Below are 449 nucleotides of genomic sequence, written 5' to 3'. Positions count from 1 at the left end.
ATATAAACCAGATGCCAATTTACGAATCATCCCCGCACGTAACATGAGCTGATGTGAAATCACTTCAGCATCGTTTGGGGTTTCTCTCAACGTTGCAAATAAAAAGCGGCTTGCGCGCATGGAAAAAGTCCTAAAAGTTAAGCGTTATAAAAACGCGGATTATACGATAGTCGCTGCATTATGACATGAATCGTCGGGTTTGACGCAGCATAAAGTTTTTCAAGTCATCCAGATAAGTGAAAATGACGGGGACAACCACAAGAGTTAATAAGGTAGAGGTAATAACGCCACCAATTACAGCATGAGCCATTGGTGCACTTTGTTCACCACCTTCACCTAGACCTAGAGCTAATGGAACCATACCCATTACCATCGCACTTGTTGTCATCAAGATTGGGCGTAAACGGGTTTTGCCTGCTTGTAAAATAGCATCATAACGACTTATCCCA

2 protein-coding genes are annotated in these 449 nt (G+C 42.5%); both read right to left on the bottom strand.

Annotated features, from left to right (window positions below):
* Nucleotides 1–120, bottom strand: a 120-nt coding sequence (locus GBI66_RS19795) for a hypothetical protein (protein ID WP_228267317.1), incomplete at its 3' end; no start/stop codon positions are given.
* 58 nt (nucleotides 121–178) lie between these two features.
* Nucleotides 179–449, bottom strand: a 271-nt coding sequence (locus GBI66_RS19245) for an efflux RND transporter permease subunit (RefSeq protein ID WP_151717190.1), incomplete at its 5' end; no start/stop codon positions are given.

Source organism: Acinetobacter sp. TUM15071, assembly GCF_008980925.1.
GTDB lineage: Bacteria > Pseudomonadota > Gammaproteobacteria > Pseudomonadales > Moraxellaceae > Acinetobacter > Acinetobacter dispersus.
This window is presented reverse-complemented; position numbering and strand designations above follow the sequence as displayed.